Annotated in this window: 21 protein-coding genes and 1 tRNA gene; 8 read left to right on the top strand and 14 right to left on the bottom strand. The window is 71.4% G+C overall.

Annotated features, from left to right (window positions below):
• The first annotated feature begins 98 nt into the window (after nucleotides 1-98).
• Genes metH through JCO01S_RS03750 form a run of 3 tightly spaced genes read left to right on the top strand, consistent with a single transcriptional unit; the run spans nucleotide 99 to nucleotide 5,439 of the window.
• A complete protein-coding gene (gene metH, locus JCO01S_RS03760; protein WP_084342605.1) occupies nucleotides 99-3,746 on the top strand; it encodes a methionine synthase in 3,648 nt (1,215 codons plus the stop codon).
• Nucleotides 3,747-4,616 carry a RecB family exonuclease gene (locus JCO01S_RS03755; RefSeq protein ID WP_084342596.1) on the top strand — a complete coding sequence of 290 codons (870 nt, stop codon included), beginning with the start codon at nucleotides 3,747-3,749 and terminating at the stop codon, nucleotides 4,614-4,616.
• Nucleotides 4,582-5,439 carry a PAC2 family protein gene (locus JCO01S_RS03750; RefSeq protein ID WP_068250921.1) on the top strand — a complete coding sequence of 286 codons (858 nt, stop codon included), beginning with the start codon at nucleotides 4,582-4,584 and terminating at the stop codon, nucleotides 5,437-5,439. Before JCO01S_RS03755 ends, JCO01S_RS03750 begins: the two co-directional genes overlap by 35 nt.
• 34 nt (nucleotides 5,440-5,473) lie before the next feature.
• On the opposite strand, the gene mshC is transcribed toward JCO01S_RS03750, so the two are convergent.
• The 4 genes from mshC to JCO01S_RS03730 are packed head-to-tail and all read right to left on the bottom strand — an operon-like array spanning nucleotide 5,474 to nucleotide 8,758.
• Nucleotides 5,474-6,715 (bottom strand): cysteine--1-D-myo-inosityl 2-amino-2-deoxy-alpha-D-glucopyranoside ligase, encoded by a 1,242-nt coding sequence (gene mshC / locus JCO01S_RS03745; RefSeq protein WP_068250918.1) that lies wholly within the window; start codon nucleotides 6,713-6,715, stop codon nucleotides 5,474-5,476.
• A 23-nt stretch (nucleotides 6,716-6,738) separates the two neighbouring features.
• Nucleotides 6,739-7,506, bottom strand: coding sequence for an SCO1664 family protein (locus JCO01S_RS03740; protein WP_281189166.1), 768 nt, complete (start codon nucleotides 7,504-7,506; stop codon nucleotides 6,739-6,741).
• 20 nt (nucleotides 7,507-7,526) lie between these two features.
• On the bottom strand, nucleotides 7,527-8,045 hold the full coding sequence (locus JCO01S_RS03735) for a DUF3090 domain-containing protein (protein WP_068250917.1): 519 nt from the start codon (nucleotides 8,043-8,045) through the stop codon (nucleotides 7,527-7,529).
• Nucleotides 8,042-8,758 carry an MSMEG_4193 family putative phosphomutase gene (locus tag JCO01S_RS03730; protein ID WP_068250915.1) on the bottom strand — a complete coding sequence of 239 codons (717 nt, stop codon included), beginning with the start codon at nucleotides 8,756-8,758 and terminating at the stop codon, nucleotides 8,042-8,044. The genes JCO01S_RS03735 and JCO01S_RS03730 overlap by 4 nt, the downstream gene beginning before the upstream one ends.
• A gap of 49 nt (nucleotides 8,759-8,807) precedes the next feature.
• On the opposite strand from JCO01S_RS03730, the gene JCO01S_RS03725 reads away from it, so the two are divergent.
• Nucleotides 8,808-9,809: a magnesium and cobalt transport protein CorA gene (locus tag JCO01S_RS03725; protein ID WP_068250913.1), complete on the top strand. Its 1,002-nt coding sequence runs from the start codon at nucleotides 8,808-8,810 to the stop codon at nucleotides 9,807-9,809.
• A gap of 7 nt (nucleotides 9,810-9,816) precedes the next feature.
• Here JCO01S_RS03725 and JCO01S_RS03720 read toward each other — a convergent pair whose 3' ends face one another.
• On the bottom strand, nucleotides 9,817-10,107 hold the full coding sequence (locus tag JCO01S_RS03720) for a primosomal protein (RefSeq protein WP_068251038.1): 291 nt from the start codon (nucleotides 10,105-10,107) through the stop codon (nucleotides 9,817-9,819).
• A gap of 38 nt (nucleotides 10,108-10,145) precedes the next feature.
• Here JCO01S_RS03720 and JCO01S_RS03715 point away from each other — a divergent pair, with 38 nt between their 5' ends.
• The gene (locus JCO01S_RS03715) at nucleotides 10,146-10,346 is read left to right on the top strand and encodes a DUF5703 family protein (RefSeq protein WP_439645687.1); all 201 of its coding nucleotides are present in this window, start codon (nucleotides 10,146-10,148) and stop codon (nucleotides 10,344-10,346) included.
• Nucleotides 10,347-10,358: 12 nt separating this feature from the next.
• Here the strand turns inward: JCO01S_RS03715 and JCO01S_RS03710 are convergent, their stop codons facing one another.
• The 4 genes from JCO01S_RS03710 to JCO01S_RS03695 form a co-directional block, all read right to left on the bottom strand.
• Nucleotides 10,359-11,684, bottom strand: coding sequence for a M20/M25/M40 family metallo-hydrolase (locus JCO01S_RS03710; RefSeq protein WP_068250908.1), 1,326 nt, complete (start codon nucleotides 11,682-11,684; stop codon nucleotides 10,359-10,361).
• A 33-nt stretch (nucleotides 11,685-11,717) separates the two neighbouring features.
• Complete coding sequence (locus JCO01S_RS03705) at nucleotides 11,718-12,500, bottom strand: alpha/beta hydrolase family protein (protein ID WP_084342595.1); 783 nt, start codon at nucleotides 12,498-12,500, stop codon at nucleotides 11,718-11,720.
• Nucleotides 12,501-12,570: 70 nt separating this feature from the next.
• Nucleotides 12,571-12,656, bottom strand: a tRNA-Leu gene (locus tag JCO01S_RS03700).
• A 103-nt stretch (nucleotides 12,657-12,759) separates the two neighbouring features.
• Nucleotides 12,760-13,161 carry a VOC family protein gene (locus JCO01S_RS03695; protein WP_068250901.1) on the bottom strand — a complete coding sequence of 134 codons (402 nt, stop codon included), beginning with the start codon at nucleotides 13,159-13,161 and terminating at the stop codon, nucleotides 12,760-12,762.
• Nucleotides 13,162-13,273: 112 nt separating this feature from the next.
• Between JCO01S_RS03695 and JCO01S_RS03690 the strand changes: the two genes are divergently transcribed.
• Nucleotides 13,274-13,810, top strand: a complete 537-nt coding sequence (locus JCO01S_RS03690; protein ID WP_068250899.1) for a YbhB/YbcL family Raf kinase inhibitor-like protein — start codon at nucleotides 13,274-13,276, stop codon at nucleotides 13,808-13,810.
• A 12-nt stretch (nucleotides 13,811-13,822) separates the two neighbouring features.
• On the opposite strand, the gene JCO01S_RS03685 is transcribed toward JCO01S_RS03690, so the two are convergent.
• Genes JCO01S_RS03685 through JCO01S_RS03665 form a run of 5 tightly spaced genes read right to left on the bottom strand, consistent with a single transcriptional unit; the run spans nucleotide 13,823 to nucleotide 17,304 of the window.
• Nucleotides 13,823-14,683 carry a TrmH family RNA methyltransferase gene (locus tag JCO01S_RS03685; RefSeq protein WP_068250897.1) on the bottom strand — a complete coding sequence of 287 codons (861 nt, stop codon included), beginning with the start codon at nucleotides 14,681-14,683 and terminating at the stop codon, nucleotides 13,823-13,825.
• Nucleotides 14,684-14,694: 11 nt separating this feature from the next.
• Complete coding sequence (locus JCO01S_RS03680) at nucleotides 14,695-15,420, bottom strand: sulfite exporter TauE/SafE family protein (RefSeq protein ID WP_068250894.1); 726 nt, start codon at nucleotides 15,418-15,420, stop codon at nucleotides 14,695-14,697.
• The gene (locus JCO01S_RS03675; RefSeq protein ID WP_068250892.1) at nucleotides 15,417-16,190 is read right to left on the bottom strand and encodes a sulfite exporter TauE/SafE family protein; all 774 of its coding nucleotides are present in this window, start codon (nucleotides 16,188-16,190) and stop codon (nucleotides 15,417-15,419) included. The genes JCO01S_RS03680 and JCO01S_RS03675 overlap by 4 nt, the downstream gene beginning before the upstream one ends.
• A 49-nt stretch (nucleotides 16,191-16,239) precedes the next feature.
• Nucleotides 16,240-16,500 (bottom strand): hypothetical protein, encoded by a 261-nt coding sequence (locus JCO01S_RS03670; RefSeq protein ID WP_068250889.1) that lies wholly within the window; start codon nucleotides 16,498-16,500, stop codon nucleotides 16,240-16,242.
• A gap of 18 nt (nucleotides 16,501-16,518) precedes the next feature.
• The gene (locus JCO01S_RS03665; protein WP_068250885.1) at nucleotides 16,519-17,304 is read right to left on the bottom strand and encodes an ABC transporter ATP-binding protein; all 786 of its coding nucleotides are present in this window, start codon (nucleotides 17,302-17,304) and stop codon (nucleotides 16,519-16,521) included.
• 38 nt (nucleotides 17,305-17,342) lie between these two features.
• On the opposite strand from JCO01S_RS03665, the gene JCO01S_RS03660 reads away from it, so the two are divergent.
• A complete protein-coding gene (locus JCO01S_RS03660; RefSeq protein ID WP_068250882.1) occupies nucleotides 17,343-18,098 on the top strand; it encodes an Rv1486c family protein in 756 nt (251 codons plus the stop codon).
• A 78-nt stretch (nucleotides 18,099-18,176) separates the two neighbouring features.
• Nucleotides 18,177-18,932, top strand: coding sequence for a phosphoserine phosphatase SerB (serB, locus tag JCO01S_RS03655; protein ID WP_084342593.1), 756 nt, complete (start codon nucleotides 18,177-18,179; stop codon nucleotides 18,930-18,932).
• The last annotated feature ends 10 nt before the right edge of the window (nucleotides 18,933-18,942 follow it).

Here is an 18,942-nt window from a genome sequence, read left to right as displayed (position 1 = left end):
ACCCCCGTCCCGACAGGAACTCCACGTTGTCCGACGCCGACCTGCGGCCCGATGCCCACGCCGACCTGACCGAGGCCCTCCGGGAGCGCGTTCTCGTCATGGACGGGGCGATGGGCACGATGCTCCAGCAGCTCGACCTCTCGGAGGCGGAGTTCCGCGGGGAGCGCTTCGCCGACTGGCCGAGCGACCTCAAGGGCAACAACGACCTGCTCTCCCTCACCCAGCCCGACCACGTGCGGGCCATCCACCGCCGCTACCTCGAGGCCGGCGCGGACCTGATCGAGACCAACACCTTCAGCGCGCAGCGCATCTCGCTGGCCGACTACGGCATGGAGGAGCTCGCCCACGAGATCAACGTCGCGGCCGCGCGGCTGGCCCGGGAGTGCGCGGACGAGGCGATGGCGGCGGATCCGGATCGGCCCCGCTGGGTCCTCGGGGCGCTCGGGCCGACGACCCGCACCGCCTCGATCTCCCCGGACGTCAACGACCCGGGGATGCGCAACATCACCTTCTCCCAGCTCGCCGAGGCCTACCTGGAGCAGGCCCGCGGACTGGTCGAGGGCGGCGCGGACCTCCTCCTGCTGGAGACGATCTTCGACACCCTCAACGCCAAGGCGGCGATCTTCGCCCTGGAGACCCTCTTCGAGGAGAAGGGGCGCCGCTGGCCGGTCATCATCTCCGGCACGATCACCGACGCCTCGGGACGGACCCTGACCGGCCAGACCACCGAGGCCTTCTGGAACTCGATCCGGCACGCCCGACCGCTGGCCGTCGGGCTGAACTGTGCCCTGGGCGCGGACGAGATGCGCCAGTACGTCGCCGAGCTGGGCCGGGTCGCCGACACCTTCATCTCGGCCTACCCCAATGCCGGGCTGCCCAACGCCTTCGGCGAGTACGACCAGGACCCCGAGTACATGGGGTCGGTCGTCTCCGAGTTCGCGACCTCCGGCCTGGCCAACATCGTCGGCGGCTGCTGCGGCACCACCCCGGAGCACGTGGCCGCCATCGCGAAGGGGGCGGCCGGCGCCGCTCCGCGCACGCCGGCGGAGGTGGAGCCGGCGCTGCGCCTGTCCGGCCTGGAGGCCTTCAACGTCACCGACGCCTCGCTCTTCGTCAACGTCGGTGAGCGCACCAACGTCACCGGGTCGGCGCGCTTCCGCAAGCTCATCGAGGCCTCGGACTACCCGGCCGCCCTGTCGGTGGCCCGCCAGCAGGTCGAGAGCGGTGCCCAGGTCATCGACATCAACATGGACGAAGGGATGCTCGACGGCGTCGCCGCGATGGGCACCTTCGTCAACCTCGTCTCCTCCGAGCCGGACATCTCCGTCGTGCCGATGATGATCGACTCCTCCAAGTGGGAGGTCATCGAGACCGGTCTGCAGCGCACCCAGGGCAAACCGATCGTCAACTCCATCTCGATGAAGGAGGGGGTCGCCCCCTTCGTCGAGCAGGCGCGGTTGTGCCGCAAGTACGGCGCGGCGGTCGTCGTCATGGGCTTCGACGAGACGGGACAGGCCGACAACCTGCAGCGGCGCAAGGAGATCGCCGAGCGGGCCTACCGGATCCTCACCGAGGAGGTCGGCTACCCCGCCGAGGACATCGTCTTCGACCCGAACATCTTCGCCCTGGCCACCGGCATCGAGGAGCACGCCGCCTACGGCACCGACTACATCGAAGCCGTCCGGTGGATCAAGGAGAACCTCCCCGGCGTCCTCGTCTCCGGGGGCGTCTCGAACGTCTCCTTCAGCTTCCGGGGCAACAACCCCGTGCGGGAGGCGATCCACGCGGTCTTCCTGTACCACGCGATCGCGGCCGGCATGGACATGGGCATCGTCAACGCCGGCGGTCTGGTCCCCTACGACACCCTCGACCCGGAGCTGCGCGAGCGCATCGAGGACGTCGTGCTCAACCGTCGGGAGGACTCCACCGAGCGGCTCCTGGAGATCGCCGAGCGCCACCGCGGAGGCGGGGAGAAGGAGGAGGCCGCGAACGAGGAGTGGCGCGAGCTGCCCCTTCGTGAGCGGATCACCCACTCCCTCGTCAAGGGGATCGACGACCACGTCGTCGACGACACCGAGGCACTGCGCCAGGAGCTGGAGGCCGAGGGACGCCAGCCCCTGGAGGTCATCGAGGGCCCGCTCATGGACGGCATGGGGGTCGTCGGCGACCTCTTCGGGGCCGGGAAGATGTTCCTGCCCCAGGTCGTGAAGTCCGCCCGGGTGATGAAGAAGGCCGTCGCCCACCTCATCCCCTACATCGAGGCCGCCAAGCTGCCCGGGGAGGAGGGCCACTCCAAGGGGCTCGTCGTCATGGCCACGGTCAAGGGCGACGTGCACGACATCGGCAAGAACATCGTCGGGGTGGTCCTGCAGTGCAACAACTACGACGTGCACGACCTCGGCGTCATGGTGCCGATGCAGCAGATCCTCGACACCGCCCGCGAGGAGGGCGCCGACGCGATCGGCCTCTCCGGCCTCATCACCCCCTCCCTCGAGGAGATGGTCGCCGTCGCCTCCGAGATGGACCGGCAGGGCTTCGACATCCCGCTCCTCATCGGCGGCGCGACGACCTCCCGGGCCCACACCGCGGTCAAGATCGATCAGCAGTACGACGGCCCGGTCGTCTGGGTCAAGGACGCCTCGCGGTCGGTGCCGGTGGTCAGCCAGCTGATGAGCAAGACCGGCCGGGACCTGCTCCTCGAGGAGACCCAGGCCGACTACGAGGCGCTGCGCAAGCGGCACGCCGCCAAGCAGGGTGGTCGCCCGCTGCTGACCTACGAGGAGGCGATGGCCGCGCGCACCCCCATCGACTGGGAGGTCGACCACGCGCACCTGCACGACGTGACCCCCACGCGGCTGGTCTTCGAGGACTACGACCTGGCCGAGCTGCGGGAGTTCTTCGACTGGCAGCCCTTCTTCAACGCCTGGGAGATGAAGGGCTCCTTCCCTGACATCCTGAACAGCCCCACCCACGGCGAGGTCGCGCGCAAGCTCTACGACGAGGCCCAGGTGATGCTCGACACGATCATCGAGGAGAAGTGGCTCACCGCCAACGGCGTCATCGGGCTCTATCCCGCCAACTCCGTCGGTGACGACATCGAGATCTACACCGACGAGTCGCGCACCGAGGTCGCGCACACGTTGCACATGCTTCGTCAGCAGGGCAAGCACCGGCCCGGGGTGCCCAACCGCAGCCTCGCGGACTACGTCGCCCCCAAGGAGAGCGGCGTGCCCGACTGGATGGGCGCCTTCGCGGTGACCGGTGGCCTCGGTGCGGCCGAGCGCATCGCCCAGTTCAAGGCCGAGAACGACGACTACAACGCGATCCTGCTCGAGGCGCTGGCCGACCGTTTCGCGGAGGCCTTCGCGGAGCGGCTGCACGCCCGGGTCCGGCGCGAGTTCTGGGGCTACGCCCCCGACGAGGACCTGGACAACAAGGCCCTCATCAAGGAGCAGTACCAGGGCATCCGGCCCGCCCCCGGCTACCCGGCCTGCCCGGACCACACCGAGAAGCGCACGCTGTGGCAGCTGCTCGACGTCGACGAGATCGGCATCGAGCTCACCGACGGCATGGCGATGTGGCCGGGCGCGGCGGTGTCCGGCTGGTACTTCGGGCACCCCGACAGCCAGTACTTCGTCGTCGGACGCCTCGGGCGAGACCAGGTCGAGGACTACGCCGAGCGCAAGGGCTGGACGATGAAGGAGGCCGAGCGCTGGCTGGCCCCGAACCTGGGGTACGAGCCGTAAGTGCCCACCCCCACGATCTCGCCCTCGCGGGCCGCCGACTTCAAGCAGTGCCCGCTGAAGTACCGGCTGCGCAGCATCGACCGCGTCCCCGAGGCGCCCTCCCCCGCCGCGGCGCGCGGGACGCTCGTGCACTCGGTGCTCGAGGAACTCTTCGAGCTGCCGGCGGAGCAGCGCACCCCCGAGGCAGCGGTCGAGCTGCTCCCCGGGTGCTGGGAGGCCCTCGTCGCGGAGCGACCGGAGCTGGCCGAGATGCTCCGCGAGCGGGAGAAGGGGGACGAGACCTGGTTCCGCGAGGCGGAGCGGCTCGTGCAGCGGTGGTTCACCCTCGAGGATCCCTCGAGGCTCGAGCCGTCTGACCGTGAGCTGAAGGTCGAGGTCGAGGTCGACGGCCTCGTCATGCGGGGCATCGTCGACCGGCTCGACGTGGCGCCCACCGGTGAGGTGCGCATCGTCGACTACAAGACGGGCCGCGCCCCCTCGGAGCGCTTCGAGGGGCAGGCGCTGTTCCAGATGAAGTTCTACGGTCTCGTGCTGTGGCGCCTCACCGGGCGGGTGCCGGACCTGCTGCAGCTGGTCTACCTCGGCGACGGACAGGTCGTGCGCTACGCCCCCGACGAGGCCGACCTGCGCGGCCTGGAGCGCAACGTCCGCGCGGTCCACGAGGCCATCGAGCGGGCGATCGAGGAGCGTACCTTCCTGCCCCGGCCCTCCCGGCTGTGCTCGTGGTGTGACTTCAAGCCGCTGTGCCCCGCCTTCGGTGGCACCCCGCCGGAGATGCCGCGGGAGGTGGACCGGGTCCATGGCGCGAGTGGGTCCGCGTCGTACGCTGATGAGCGTGATCGAGATCCAAGACCTGCCGGAGCTGCGTGACCCGGTGATGCTCGTGGCCTTCGAGGGCTGGAACGACGCCGGTGAGTCGGCCTCCCGGGTCATCGAGCACCTCGGCGAGGTGTGGGACGCGGAGACCGTCGCCGCCGTCGACCCGGAGGACTACTACGACTTCCAGGTCAATCGCCCGCGCATCATCCGGCACGGCCCCGCGCGCGGCGTGCAGTGGAACACCACCCAGGTGCAGCTGGCCTCCCCGGAGGGGCTCGGACGTGACGTCCTGCTCGTCACGGGCGTCGAGCCCTCCTTCCGGTGGCGCGCCTTCACCACCGAGATCCTCGACCTGGGCCTGGACCACGGGGTCGGGACGGTCGTGACCCTCGGTGCCCTGCTCGCCGACGTCGCGCACACCCGCCCGATCCCGGTCACCACGGCGACCGAGGACGAGGCACTCGCCCGGGAGCTGGACCTGGAACCCGCCCGCTACGAGGGACCGACGGGCATCACCGGGGTCTTCGCCGACGGCGCGCACCAGGCCGAGATGACCTCGATCTCGGTGTGGGCGGCGATCCCGCACTACGCCGCCCAGGTCCCCTGCCCGAAGGCCTCGCTCGCCCTGCTGACCGTCGTCGAGGACCTGCTGGACAGCGTCGTCGACCACGGGGAGCTCGAGGAGGAGTCCCGGGCCTGGGAGCGGGGCGTCGACGAGCTCGCGAACACCGACGAGGAGGTCGGCGAGTACGTCTCGGCGCTCGAGGAGGCGCAGGACACCAGCGAGCTTCCCGAGGCCAGCGGCGACGCCATCGCCAAGGAGTTCGAGCGCTACCTGCGACGCCGCCGCGACGGCGGCCCGGGCCAGGCCTGAGCGGGAGGCGCGGGACCCACCCGCTCCGGGCTGACTAGAGCCGGATGCCCAGGAGTGCGTCGACGGCGCGGGCCATCTCGCCGGGAGCGGAGCGCACGTCACCGCCCTCGGTGAGGGAGCGCTCGCACCACCGGTCCACCGCGACGAGTGCCGTCGGGGAGTCCAGGTCGTCGGAGAGGGCCTCGCGCACCTCGGTGATCGCCTCGGTGGCGTCCGGTCCACCGTCGGTCGACATCGCCCGGCGCCACCGCTCGAGGCGCTCCACCCCGGCGGCCAGGTCCTCGTCGGTCCACTCCCACTCACCCCGGTAGTGGTGCCCGAGCAGCACGAGCCGGATCGCGACGGGGTCCACACCCTGGGCCCGCAGGCCCGAGACCCGCACGAGGTTGCCCTTGGACTTGCTCATCTTCTCGCCCAGGTACCCGACCATCGCCTGGTGGGCGGTGTGGGTCGCGAAGGGACGATCGCCGGTGATCGCCTCCGCCTGGATCACCGACATCTCGTGGTGCGGGAAGACCAGGTCGGTCCCGCCGCCCTGTACGTCGATGCGCCCGCCGAGGTGCTCCATCGCGATCGCGGTGCACTCGATGTGCCAGCCGGGTCGACCGGGCCCCAGCAGACCGCCGTCCCATGCCGGTTCGCCCTCTCGCTCGCCCTTCCACAGCATCGGGTCCAGCGGGTCGCGCTTGCCCTTCCGCTGCGGGTCCCCGCCGCGCTCGGCGGAGAAGGCGAGCATGGTCTCCCGGTCGAGGTGGCTCAGCTCCCCGAGGCCGCCGGCGGCCGCCAGGTCGAGGTAGGTGTCACGCACCCCGTCCTCCTCGACCTCGTACGTCTTGCCGAGGTCCACCAGACGCGTCACGGAGGCGATGATCGTGTCCATCGCCTCCATGACGCCGACGAAGTGGTCCGGCGGCAGCACCGACAGGGCGGTCATGTCCTCCCGGAAGAGGTCGACCTGCTCCTGCCCCAGGGTGCGCCAGTCCACGCCGTCCCGGGCGGCCCGCTCGAAGAGCGGGTCGTCGACGTCGGTGACGTTCTGCACGTAGCTGACCCGGTGTCCGTTCACCCGCAGCACCCGGTGCACGAGGTCGAAGGTCACGTAGGTCGCCGCGTGCCCCATGTGGGTCGTGTCGTACGGGGTGACCCCGCAGACGTACAGGCCCGCCCGGTCACCGGCCTCCACCGGCGCCACCTCGTCGCGGGCGACGTCGTGGAGGCGAAGGGGGACCGCGGTCCCCGTGACCTTGGGTACGTGCAGGGTTGGCCAGGCTCTCACGACGACAGCCTACGAGGTCGCGGTCACAGCGGTGGCCAGGGGATGGCCGGCCACCCCTCGGAGGGCGCGGGGTGGACTCCCGTCGCGAGGAGCTCGCCCACCCGGGCGGTCAGGGCGTCCAGCTCCACGGGCGTGATGAGGTCGACCAGCTCCTCCCGCACGGCCTCCTCCTCGAGCGCGGCCGCGAGCCGGGAGAGGCGGGCGGTCTCCTGCTCCGGCAGTGGCTCGCCGGCCCAGCCCCACAGCACGGTGCGCAGCTTCGGGTCCTCGTGCAGGCTCACGCCGTGGTCGATGCCCCGGAGACCGCCGTCGGCGAGCAGGATGTGGCTGCCCTTGCGGTCGGAGTTGTTGATGACCGCGTCGAGCACCGCCATCGAGCGCAGCCGTGGGTCGTCCGGGTGGGAGACGACGAGCGGGTCGCCCTCCTCGTCCTCACCGCCGAGCACGACGATGTTCCCCTCGGGAACGTCGTCCGGCCGGGTCACCGAGACCGGGCTCGGTGCTGGGCGCTCCACCTCACCGACCCACTCCTGCACCGCTCCCGGTCCGAGCGGGCCGTCACGCAGCACTGTCGGCGGCACGAGTCCGAAGCCACCGAGCTCATCGATCCGGCAGGTCGCGACCTCACGCGCGGCGAGGGAGCCGTCCGGGAAGTCCCACAGCGGGCGCTCGCCCCGGATCGGCTTGTACACCACCGTCCGGGAGCGGCCCTGCGCCTCCACCCGCGCGACGGCGGCGTAGTTGCTGGCCAGCGGGTGGCGGCCGATGAGGACCAGCTCGCCAGTGCGCAGCCACTGCGTGTCCGGGCCGCTCAGCGCTTGTACCCGTTCGCGCGCGGGCAGATGTGCCCCTCGGGGTCGACCGGGCCACCGCAGAAGGGACAGGCGGGGCGCCCGGCCCGCACGACGGTCTCGCAACGGCGCGCGAAGGCACGGGCCTGCGCCGGGCCGAGCGTGACCCGCAGCGTGTTGACGACGTCGTCCTGCTCCGTCTCGTCGGGGTCGCGGTCGTGGGCCTCGATCACGAGCACGTGCCGGTCCTCGTCCCACGAGAGCGCGAGGGCGCTGACCCGGAAGTCCTCCTCGATCGGCGTGTCGAGGGGCGCGTTGTCCGCGGCCTCCGCAGCGGCGGCCACCGTGGCCTCGGCGCCGGCCACCTGATCGAGGAGCTCCCCGATGCGCTCGGCCAGTACCTGGGCGTGGAGCTTCTCGAGGGAGACCTGCACCCGGCGGTCGCCGTCGCTGGCCTGCACGAAGAAGGTCCGCTGGCCGGGAGCGCCCACCGTTCCCACGATGAAGCGCTCCGGTGGGTCGAAGTCGACGAGGGTCATGCGTCCGACCCTAGCCCCGCACCGCCACCGACGGCGGCGTCCCCGGAGGGCTCCGTGTCCTCGGTGGGCTTCGGCGGGTGCAGCGTGGACACCCCGGTGTCGTTGCTGCGCAGCACCATCGGGCGGGTGCGGGTGAAGTGGACGACCGAGACCGAGGCCGGGTCGACGTGCCATCGCTGGAAGTGGTCCAGCGGCGTGGCGGCGGCGTGTGCGAGCACCGACTTGATGACGTCACCGTGGCTGACCATCGCCCACACCGCCTGCTCGCCGTGCTCCTCCGTCACCCGGGCGTCGATCCGCGTGGCCGCTGCGGCGGCCCGTTCTGCCATCGCGGCGATCGACTCCCCCTCGTGCTCCGAGGACGACGGGAAGGCGGCACGCGAGGGTTGGTCCTGCACGGTGCGCCAGAGCGGCTCGGAGGTCAGCTCCTTCAGCGGGCGCCCGGTCCAGGAGCCGTAGTGGCACTCCCCCACCTCGGGATCCACCTCGGGGGTCAGGTCGTGCGCCCGGGCGAGCGGGGCCGCGGTCTGCCGGCACCGGCCCAACGGGCTGGTCACGAGGTGGACGAAGGGGGTGTCCCCCAGCCGGTCGACGAGCTCCTCGGCCTGCCGGCGGCCGGTGTCGTCGAGGTCCACGCCCTCGAGCCAGCCGGCGAGGACCCCCTTCGTGTTGGCCGTGGACCGACCGTGCCTGATGAGGATGCAGTACGCCACACCGTCAGCCTACGTCTCACCCGCTCCCGCCGGCTGAGACGATGCCCACGTGATCGTCGACCAGGCCCGCTACTCCGGTGGCCGCAGAGTGCCCTGCGAGGACATCGGCAGCGCACTGGCGCAGATCCGCGACGGCGACGCCTCGGACTTCCTGTGGATCGGGATGAAGGACCCCTCCCGGGAGACCTTCGCCCGCGTCTCCGACGAGCTCGAGCTGCACCCGCTCGCGATCGAGGACTCCGTCAAGGGTGACCAGCGACCGAAGATCGAGCGCTACGGCGACGGCTACTTCATGGTGCTGCGCCCGCTGCGCTACGTGGAGGAGACCTCCGACGTGGAGTCCGGGGAGCTCATGGTCTTCCTCGGCCCCCACTCGATCGTGACCGTCCGACGCGGTGAGGCCACTCCGCTGGCCGGGCTGCGCTCGAGTCTCGAGGCGGACCGCACCGCCCTGGAGCACGGCCCCTGGGGCGTCTTCCACGCGATCATCGACCACGTCGTGGACCGGTACCTGATCATCGAGGACGAGCTGCAGCAGGACCTCGATGCCATCGAGTCCGGCGTCTTCTCCACCGACGGGAAGGTCGAGACCAGCGACATCTACGCGCTCAAACGCGAGGTACTGGAGTTCAAGCGGGCCACGCTCCCGCTCGCCCGGCCGGTCGCGGGACTCGCCGACCAGCGCTCACCCGTCCCGACCGAGGAGCTGCGACTGCTCATGCGCGACGTCAAGGACCACCTGTCCCTGGCGATCGACAACACCGAGTCCCAGGACCGGCTGCTCTCGGACGTGCTCAGCGCCCACCTCGCCCAGGTCGGGCTGCAGCAGAACCAGGACATGCGCCGCATCTCCGCGTGGGCGGCGATCCTCGCCGTGCCGACGGCCATCGCCGGGATCTACGGCATGAACTTCGACGGGATGCCCGAGCTGAGCGCATCCGTGGACCTCGCCGGCCACACGCTGCACTACGGCTACCCGGTCGTGCTGCTCGTGATGCTCGGGACCTGCGTGCTCCTCCACCGGCTCTTCAAGCGCTCCGGCTGGCTGTGAGCTCCGCTCAGCGGTCGTCGTCCTCGTCGTAGTCCTCGTCGTCGAGTCCGCCGTAGGAGTCCTCGTCATCGTCGTCGTACTCGTCGTCGACCATGAACTGCTCGTCGACGACGACGAGCGGGGTCATCTCGCTGGTGGCGTCGTTCAGGGCGTCGTCATAGGCCTCGAAGGCGTCGGCGAGGTCCTCGTACGCGGCGACGACGATGGGGTCGTCCTCGCCATTGCGCTGCATCGAGGCCTCGAGGTGACGTTCGAAGGCAGCGATCAGCTGGTTGAGGGCGGGGCGCGGGTCGCTCATGCCCCTGACGGTACCGCCCATGGGGGAGAATGGCACCGATGCCCGAGTACGAGTTCCGCACGATCCTCTTCCCGAAAGAGGCGCAGCGCTCCGACATCCGTCAGGAGCTGGCCGACCACGCCGAGTACGGGCGTTGGGAGCTGCACCGCACCGTGGTCTACCTCGGGGGCGCGCGCAGGACCTGGTTGCGTCGCAAGATCATCCGCGTCCCGCGCCCGGCCTCGCTCCCGCCGCGCTGAGGCCGTCCCGGGTCAGCAGTCCCCGATGAGTCGCCACAGCACGCGCGCGCCGAACTCGAGGGACTCCAGCGGCACCCGCTCGTCGACGCCGTGGAACATCGGCGCGAACTCCAGGTCCGCCGGCAGCCGCAGCGGGGCGAAGCCGTACCCGGTCACGCCGATCGTGGACAGCGCCTTGTTGTCGGTGCCGCCGGAGAGGCAGTACGGCAGGATCGTCGCCTCCGGGTCCTCGCTGAGCAGCGCGGCGCGCATCCGCTCGACGAAGTCCCCCTCGAAGGGCGAGTCCAGGGCGATGTCCTTGTGGTCGATGAGCACCTCGACGTGCTCACCGGCGAGGTCACGGATGGTCTGCAGCAGGTCCTCGTCGTGCCCGGGCAGGAAGCGGCAGTCCAGCGCGGCGGTGGCCTCCTGCGGGATGACGTTGTGCTTGTACCCGGACTCCAGCATCGTCACGTTCGCGGTGTCCTGCAGGGCTCCCCGCACGAACCCGGCCGCCGGCCCGATGCGCCCGAGCAGCTCCTCGATGTCCTCGTCGCTGTAACCGATGCCGGTGAGCTCGGCGAGCCCGTCGAGCAGGCCGCGCACCGAGGCGACGTACTCCCGGGGCCACTTGTGGGCGTCGATCCGGGCGATCGCCTCCGCGAGGTGGACGATCGGGTTGTCATCGGTCGGGACCGACCCGTGGCCGGCGGTGCCCGTGGCGCGCAACGTCAGCCACGCGATGCCCTTCTCCGCGGTCTGCAGGAGGTAGGCCCGGCGGTCCTCCCCCTTCGCGTCCTCGACCGTGACGCTGTAGCCGCCGACCTCGGAGATCGCCTCGGTGATCCCGTCGAAGACCTCCCGGTGCTGCTCGACCATGAAGTGGCTGCCGAGCACGCCGCCGGCCTCCTCGTCGGCGAAGAACACGAAGAGGACGTCCCGGGGCGGGACGGTCCCGGTCCTGGCGAGGTGGCGGGCGGCCGCGAGCATCATCGCGACCATGTCCTTCATGTCCACCGCACCGCGGCCCCAGAGGCAGCCGTCCTCCTCCACCGCGTCGAAGGGGGGATGTGTCCAGTCCTCGGCGTGGGCCGGCACGACGTCGAGGTGCCCGTGGATGCACAGCCCGCCCCGGTCCCGGTCCGCTCCCGCGAATCGGACGGCCACCGTGGTGCGCCCGGGCTCGGACTCGAAGACCTGGGGCTCCAGCCCGACCTCCCGCAGCTCGGCGACCACGTAGTCGGCCGCCTCGCGCTCCCCCGGCCCGTCCTTGCCGGGCCCGTAGTTGCTCGTGTCGATCCGCAGGAGGTCCCGGCAGATCCGCACGACCTCCTGCTCGGGTGCGGTCATCTCGCTCATGCCCGGCAGCCTACGTTCCCGCGGGGACGGGGGTCAGTCGATCTCCGGGGTGAAGGTCTCCGGCAGGTAGGGGTCGGCCCAGGCCGCGATGAGCTGGGCGGCCCGCCGGGCGTGGCGCGGCTTCGTCAGCAGGTGGTTGGCGCCGTCCAGTGCGATGAAGGACTTGGGATGACGCGCAGCCCGGAAGATGCCGTTGGCATTGGTCAGCTCGACGAGCTCGTCCTCCGGTGAGTGCAGGATGAGCAGCGGACGGTCCAGATTCCGCGCGGCGTCGCTGATCCCGGTCTCGCGCAGGTCGCGGACGAAGTCCCGCGAGATCGTGATCCGCTTGCCGGCCAGGACGACCTCGGCGCTGCCCTCGCTGCGCACCTGGTCGAGGATCCCCTCGAAGAGGTGGATCACGTGCTCCGGGCTCGCGGGGGCGGCGATGGTGGCCACGGCCGCGACCTCCGGGACGTCCAACGCCGCGGGGATGACCGAGGCTCCGCCGAGCGAGTGGCCCACGAGCATCGTCGGGGCGCCGTGGTTCTCCCGCAGCCAGTCGGCCGCCCGCACGATGTCGGCGACGTTGGAGGAGAAGGTCGAGCCCGCGAAGTCGCCGCCGGAGTCCCCGAGCCCGGTGAAGTCGAAGCGCAGGACGGCCATCCCCCGCGCGGTCAGCTCGGCGGCGACGCGCTTGGTCGCGGGGTGGTTGCGGCCACCGGTGAAGCAGTGCGCCATCACGCCGTAGGTCTCCGGCTCCTTCGGTGGCAGGTCCAGGGTGCCGACGAGGGCCTCTCCCCCGGACCCGGTGAAGGTCATCTCGAGCGAATCCATGCGCCGAGCATGGCAAAGATCGGCCGCCGGGACGACGAGAGGCCCCGGTCGAAACCGGGGCCTCCTTCGGTGTCCGAGGGGGGACTTGAACCCCCATGCCCTAATACGGGCACTAGCACCTCAAGCTAGCGCGTCTGCCAATTCCGCCACCCGGACGAGTGATCGCGACCGGTGGTGGGATCCACCGGGGCAACGACGTGAAACTCTACACGCGGAAGGCGGCTGGCAAAAATCTGCACGCGACCGCCGCGTCGACGTCTCAGGTGGAGGACTCCGAGTCCCCCACGTAGATGCAGAAGAGGTGGCCCGCGGGGTCGATGACCACCCGCTGGCCCTCCTGCGGCTGGTGCTCCGAGAGCAGCCCGCCGAGCCGCAGCGCGGACTCGGTGGCGGCCTCCAGGTCGCTCACCTCGATGTCCAGGTGCATCTGGATCTGCTGCTGGTCCGGTTGCGCGGGCCAGACCGGGCGGGAGTGGTCCTCGACCTTCTGGAAGGCGAGGTAGACGTGCCCCTGGTCGGGAGCGATCGTCACCCAGTCGTCCTCGTCGCTGTGGATGCGCCAGTCGAGCACCTCGGCGTAGAAACGTCCGAGCGCGCGGGGATCCGGGGCGTCCAGGACCGTGCCGAGGTAGTCGTGCGGTGGGCGTCTGCCAGTGAGCATGCCGACCAGCCTGCGGGTTGCCGGGCCCGGAGGCAAGCACGGTGAGACCTGTGCCACGTGCGGAGACCACTGGTCCTTCCCTGTGGGCCGGCCTTTTCCTAGGGTCGGGGGCATGGACCTTTCGCGACCCACCGCACCGGACCCCTACGAGATGCTCCCGACGGTGGCCTCATTCACGGTCACCAGTGAGGGTTTCACCGACGGCGGGACACTGCCGGACGCCCAGGTCGGCGCCGCCGGCAACCGCAGCCCCCAACTGTCCTGGTCCGGGGCCCCCGAGGGCACGAAGAGCTTCGCGGTCACCTGCTTCGACCCGGACGCCCCGACCCCGGCCGGCTTCTGGCACTGGACCGTGCTGGGCATCCCCGCCGACGTCACCTCGCTGCCCGAGGACGCAGGGGCCGAAGGGGGCACCGGCCTCCCGGAGGGGGCCTTCATGACCGCCTCGGACATGGGCACCAAGGCCTTCGCCGGCGCGGCCCCGCCCCCCGGTGACGTCCCGCACCGGTACGTCTTCGCGGTGCACGCCCTGGACACCGACGAGCTGGGCCTGGACGACTCCGCGACCTGCACGGTGGCAGCCTTCACCTACCTCGGCCACACCCTCGGGCGCGCCGTCATCGCCCCGACCTTCCAGCAGCCGGCCTGAGGCCGGCTGCCCTCAGCGGGTGGCGTAGAAGGCCACGGCGGAGGCCGCCGCGACGTTGAGCGAGTCGACACCGTGCATCATCGGGATCGTCACGCGCAGGTCCGCCTGCCGGGCCGTGCGCGGGTCCACGCCGGGCCCCTCGGTGCCCAGCACGAGCGCCAGGGCCGGCGGGTCCCGCCGGACGAGGTCATCGAGGGTGATCGCGTCCTCGGTGAGGGTGAGCGCCGCCGTCGTGTAGCCGTGCTCGCGCAGCAGGTCGAGCGCCTCGGGCACCGGCCCGGTGCGCGTCCACGGCACGTGGAAGACGTTGCCCATGCTCGTCTTGATCGCGCGCCGGTAGAGCGGGTCGGCGCAGTTCGGTGTCACGAGCACCGCGTCGACGCCCAGGGCCGCGGCATTGCGGAAGGCACTGCCGACGTTGGCGTGGTCGACGAGCCCCTCCAGCACCGCGACGCGCCGCCGCGTGGGCGGATGCGCGCGAAGGGGGCCGGAGTCGCCGCCACCACCCCTCGCCGCGATCCCGGCCAGCACCTCCTCCGGCGCCGGCAGCTGCGGACGGTGCATCGACGCCAGGGCGCCCCGGTGGACGTTGTAACCGGTGATGCCCTCGATGACCGCCGCGGACCCGGTGTAGACGGGGACCCCCTTCGCCTCCGCGTCGGCGACGAGGTCCGCGAGGTCGGTGAGCCACCGCTCCCCCATGAGGAGTGCTCGCGGCCGGTGACCGGCCGCGAGCGCACGGCGGATGACCTTCTCGCCCTCGGCGATGTAGAGGCCCCCGGCCGGCTCGAGGGTGCGGCGCAGCCTGACGTCGGTGAGGCCGACGAAGTCGCGCAGCCGGGGATCGTCGGGATCGGTCACGTGGAGGGGCACGGGTCCCGACCCTAGAGCAGGGTCTGGGCGATGACGCCCACGCTCGCCACGACGCAGAAGCCGAGGACGATCCGGCGGAGCACGAACCCGGAGAGGCGGGCACGGACCGGGCCGGCCGCCAGGTACCCGAGGACGACGAAGGGCAGCCACACGAGCGAGACCCGCAGCTGCTCCGCGCTCACCTGGCCGGCGATCGCCAACCCGACGAGGCCCGCTCCGGTGCCGAAGACGAAGAAGGCCGCCAACGTGGCCCGCAACCGGTTCGGCGGTTCGTGCTGCAGCACGAGCGCCATGAAGGGGCCACCGATCGCGGCCGCGGTGCCGGAGACGCCGCTGATGGCCCCGGCCGCCATGGCGTTCAACCGTGTCGGCCGCACCTCCACCGCGACGACGGAGACGAGCACGGTGATGAGGATGAGCACACCGACGAAGAGCGCGATGACGTCGGCCGAGGTCAGTGCGACGACCAGCACCCCGAGTGGAGTGGCGGTGAAGCGAACCGCGAGGGACCAGGCCAGCGGTCGCCAGCTGATCGTGCGGGGCCCGATCAGCAGCTGGACGGCGGGCAGGAAGATGGCGCAGACGAGGAGCGAGACCGGCATGAGGTCGGGACGCAGCACGACGATGGCCGGCGCCGAGACGACCGCGATGCCGAAGCCGATCGAGGACTGGACGAAGGCACCGATGCCGACGACCAGGCCCAGGAGGAGCACCGTCGGCTCGAGGAGCTCGCTCACGGGAAGAACACGAACTTCACCAGACCGGCGAGGCCCACGAGCACGATGACGCCGCGCAGCACGGGTGGTGGCAGTCGTCGGCCGAACTTCGCCCCGAGCACGCCGCCGACGACCGCTCCCACGGCGACGAGCGCGACGATGCTCCAGTCGACGAGGTCGGGCGCGGCGATGATGAAGACCAGGGAGCACACGGCGTTGACGATCGTCCCGAGGGCGTTCTTCAGCCCGTTGAGGGACTGCAGCGGCTCGGTCGCGAGCACCGAGAGGAGACCGATGAGGATGACGCCCTGGGCCGCCCCGAAGTAGCCGCCGTAGACGCCGGCGAAGAGGACCCCGCCCATGAGCGCGACGGCGTGACTGACCGGTGTGCGGGCCCCCTCCTCGTGGTTGGACTTCGCCCACTCCTGGAGCCGGGGGCCGAGCACGACGAGCAGGACGCCGATCGCGATGAGCACGGGCACGATGGCCTCGAAGGCGTCCGGTGGCAGCCAGAGCAGCAACAGCGCGCCGATGATGCTCCCGAGCACGGACATCGGGACCAGCTGCATGGTCCGGCGGAACATCCCCTTCAGCTCGGGGAGGTAGCCGATGGTGCCGCTGATGCCGCCGAAGACGAGGCCGACCGAGTTGGAGATGTTGGCGCTCACGGCGGGGACACCGAGCGCGAGGAGGGTCGGGAAGGTCACGAGGGTGCCGGATCCGACCACGGTGTTGATCCCGCCGGCCCACACCGCTGCGAGCACGACGACGCCCATCTCCCACCACGACACCCGCACAACTCTAGAGGCGGACCACGCTCCGGGCGTGTCCGGGTGCGGCTCAGCGGGGGCGGTGCGGACCCCCTTCGTCACGGACGGCGAGCACGCGCGGCCGCACGAGGAGCAGGAGCAGCAGCGCGACCACCACCGCGACGAGGACCTGGACGAGCACGGACGCGCCCAGGGCGGCCGTGAGGGCGCCGCAGAGCGCGCCGGTCGCCAGCATGACGAAGAGGAAGTCGACCAGGACGGCCTCGACGAGCACGAGCAGGAGGCCGACGAACATCCAGACCAGCCAGGGGTTCTGTCCCAGGAAGTCCACGGCTGCCCCGACGTCTGCTCAGGTGCGGGCGCGGGCGGACCAGCGGTCCCCGTGGCGCTGCAGCTCCAGGTCCATGTCGAAGGTCCTCGCGAGGTTCTCCTCGGTGAGCGTCAGCTCGAGTGGCCCCTGTGCCACGACGCGGCCCCCGCGCAGCAGCAGGACGTCGGTGAAGTTCGGCGGGATCTCCTCCACGTGGTGGGTGACCATCGTCAGTGCCGGCGCGGTGAGGTCTGCGGCGATGTCGCCCAGACGTGCGACGAGGTCCTCCCGACCGCCGAGGTCCAGACCGGCGGCGGGCTCGTCGAGGAGCATCAGCTCCGGGTCGGTCATCAGCGCACGCGCGACCTGCACCCGCTTGCGCTCCCCCTCCGAGAGGGTCCCGAACGTGCGCTCGCCCAAGTGCGCGACCCCCATGCTCTCGAGCAGCTCGTCGGCGCGGTCGTGGTCGAGGTCGTCGTACCTCTCCCGCCACCGGCCCGTCACGCCCCAGGAGGCCGTGACGACGACGTCCCTGACGTTCTCCCGGGCGGGGATCTGGCGCGCGAGGAGGGCCGAGACCAGGCCGATGCGGGGCCGCAGCTCGAAGACGTCGACCGCTCCGAGGACCTCGTCGAGGATGCCGGCGACGCCCTTCGTCGGGTGCATCCGGGCGGAGGCCACCTCCAGGAGGGTGGTCTTGCCGGCACCGTTGGGACCGAGGATCACCCAGCGCTGGCCCTCCTCGACCTCCCAGTCGATGTCCTCGATGAGACGGGTCCGGCCCCGGACCACACTCACTCCGGCCAGTGCGAGGACGTCACTCATGGCACCGACCCTAACCGGCGACGCCTACCATCTGTGCAATGCCCGAGTTGCCAGCCTCCGTCCGCGTCGCCTTGTGGGCCACCCACGCGTGGAGCGGCGCGATCAGCGTCCCCGACGCGGTGCGTCGTGCCCTGCCGGACGTCGACCACACCCAGGGCCTGCTCGATCAGCTGACGGTCTGGCGCGACCTCGGCGAGGCCGCGGTCCTCGTGGCCCTCCCCTCCGCCGGCGCCACGTCCGGGCTGCCCGGCTGCGGGCCGGTCGCGAGGGCGGACGCGGTGGATGCCGGCGAGGCGCTGTACGTCGCCGCCCTCGGCGGACTGCTCGTTCCGCACCACGGCAGCTATGGCTCCCAGGGCGCCCGTGCCCACCGGATCGACTGGATGGGCCACGACGCCGACCCGGTCCCCGCGCACCGGCTCGAGGCACTCGAACCCTCCCAGCTCGAGCGGCACCTGCGGCGACGGATGCTCGCCGCCATCGACGAGCTCGAGACGGCGGGAGCCACCCCGTGGGCCGACGACGTGGCCCGGGACGTCGCCGAGGAGCGGCTGGGGACCGACTGGGCGCTCCCGCCGGATCTCGGGGACCGAGCCCGCAAGGTCATCGTGCTCGCCGGCAGCCTGTCACTGGCGACCTCGGTCGGCATGGGTACCTCCGGGGCCCTGACCTCCGCGGACGACAACCGCCGCGCCGACGTGCTGCGCGCCCTCCACGGCGACTGCGAGCGGACCCTCGCGGACGCGACGAATGCCGCCTGCGCCGAGATGGCCGGGTGGGTGCCGGCGCGTTGAACGGGCCGGTCCCACACCGGCCGGGGTCACCGACGGCGGGTCCGGATGGCCTCCGGGCCGCGCCATAGACTCGCGGGCATGACCGCTGCGCACCCACGAGGCCCCCTCACCGGAGACGAGCCCATCGCCCTCGTGATGGACGTCGACTCCACCCTCATCCGCGAGGAGGTCATCGAGCTCCTCGCCGAGCACGCCGGCACCGCTCGCGAGGTCACCGAGGTCACCGAGGCCGCCATGCGCGGGGAGCTGGACTTCGAGGAGAGCCTGCGCGCCCGCGTCGAGACGCTCGCGGGGCTGCCGGTCTCGGTCCTCGACGACGTGCGCGCGGCCGTGACGCTCACCCCCGGCGCCCGCACCCTGGTGGCCTCGCTCGTCGAGGGCGGGCACACGGTCGGGCTCGTCAGCGGCGGCTTCGTCGAGATCGTCGACGACCTCGCCGAGGAGCTCGGCATCGAGACGGTGCGCGCCAACGTGCTCGAGGTGGCCGATGACCACCTCACCGGCCGCGTGACCGGGGAGGTCATCGACCGTGCCGCGAAGCGCACCTTCCTCACCCGCCTCGCCGCTGCTGCGGGGATCGGGATGGACCGCACGGTGGCGGTCGGCGACGGCGCCAACGACCTGGACATGATGGCGAGCGCCGCGGTGGGGATCGCCTTCTGCGCCAAGCCCGCGGTGCAGGCACGGGCCGACGTGACCGTCACCGAGCCGGACCTGCGCCGGGTCCTCGACGTGATCGGTGTGGCGGCGGTGCCGCAGCCGGACGACGAAGGCGGAGTACTGCGGTGGAGAGAACGCCAGCGCTCGCAGGGGGGTCACCCCCTTCGAGGATGAGCGAAGGGGG

The organism is Janibacter corallicola NBRC 107790 (assembly GCF_001570965.1).
GTDB classification, from domain to species: Bacteria; Actinomycetota; Actinomycetes; order Actinomycetales; family Dermatophilaceae; genus Janibacter; species Janibacter corallicola.
This window is presented reverse-complemented; position numbering and strand designations above follow the sequence as displayed.